We start from the raw sequence: 1,505 nt of genomic DNA on the forward strand, positions 1-1,505 counted from the left end.
GCGGCTCGTTTGAGAGACACCCAAGTAGCACGGGGCCCGAGAAATCCCGTGTGAATCTGGCGGGACCACCCGCTAAGCCTAAATATTCCCTGGTGACCGATAGCGGATAGTACCGTGAGGGAATGGTGAAAAGTACCGCGGGAGCGGAGTGAAATAGTACCTGAAACCGTGTGCCTACAAGCCGTGGGAGCGTCGCTGTTGTTCTTCGGAGCAACAGTCGTGACTGCGTGCCTTTTGAAGAATGAGCCTGCGAGTTAGCGGTGTGTAGCGAGGTTAACCCGTGTGGGGAAGCCGTAGCGAAAGCGAGTCCGAATAGGGCGATTGAGTTGCACGCTCTAGACCCGAAGCGGAGTGATCTAGCCATGGGCAGGTTGAAGCGGCTGTAAGAGGTCGTGGAGGACCGAACCCACCAAGGTTGAAAACTTGGGGGATGACCTGTGGTTAGGGGTGAAAGGCCAATCAAACTCCGTGATAGCTGGTTCTCCCCGAAATGCATTTAGGTGCAGCGTCGTGTGTTTCTTGCCGGAGGTAGAGCACTGGATAGGCGATGGGCCCTACCGGGTTACTGACCTTAGCCAAACTCCGAATGCCGGTAAGTGAGAGCACGGCAGTGAGACTGTGGGGGATAAGCTCCATGGTCGAGAGGGAAACAGCCCAGAGCATCGACTAAGGCCCCTAAGCGTACGCTAAGTGGGAAAGGATGTGGAGTCGCAGAGACAACCAGGAGGTTGGCTTAGAAGCAGCCACCCTTGAAAGAGTGCGTAATAGCTCACTGGTCTAGTGATTCCGCGCCGACAATGTAGCGGGGCTCAAGCGTACCGCCGAAGTCGTGTCATTCCAGCACATACCCCCAACGGGGGCTGGGATGGGTAGGGGAGCGTCGTGTGCCGGGTGAAGCAGCCGCGGAAGCGAGTTGTGGACGGTTCACGAGTGAGAATGCAGGCATGAGTAGCGATACACACGTGAGAAACGTGTGCGCCGATTGACTAAGGGTTCCTGGGTCAAGCTGATCTGCCCAGGGTAAGTCGGGACCTAAGGCGAGGCCGACAGGCGTAGTCGATGGACAACCGGTTGATATTCCGGTACCCGCTTTGAAACGCCCAATATCGAATCCTCTGATGCTAAGCCCGTGAAGCCGTTCCGGACCCTTCGGGGAAAGGAAAGTGGTGGAGCCGGCGATCCAAGGTGGTAGTAGGTAAGCGATGGGGTGACGCAGGAAGGTAGTCCAGCCCGGGCGGTGGTAGTCCCGGGGTAAGGGTGTAGGACGTCATCTAGGCAAATCCGGATGACACATAGTCTGAGACCTGATGCCGAGCCGATTGTGGTGAAGTGGATGATCCTATGCTGTCGAGAAAAGCCTCTAGCGAGTTTCATGGCGGCCCGTACCCTAAACCGACTCAGGTGGTCAGGTAGAGAATACCGAGGCGTTCGGGTGAACTATGGTTAAGGAACTCGGCAAAATGCCCCCGTAACTTCGGGAGAAGGGGGGCCATTCCTGGTGATGA

Annotated in this window: 1 rRNA gene (running past one end of the window); it reads left to right on the forward strand. The window is 56.7% G+C overall.

The features are described 5' to 3' along the window. Positions 1–1,505: ribosomal RNA gene (locus ABT367_RS41240) — 23S ribosomal RNA — on the forward strand; its annotated part runs 1,229 nt beyond the window's last position; the annotation flags it as partial.

The sequence above is a fragment of the Streptomyces mesophilus genome (assembly GCF_040300965.1).
Classification (GTDB): Bacteria; Actinomycetota; Actinomycetes; order Streptomycetales; family Streptomycetaceae; genus Streptomyces; species Streptomyces mesophilus_A.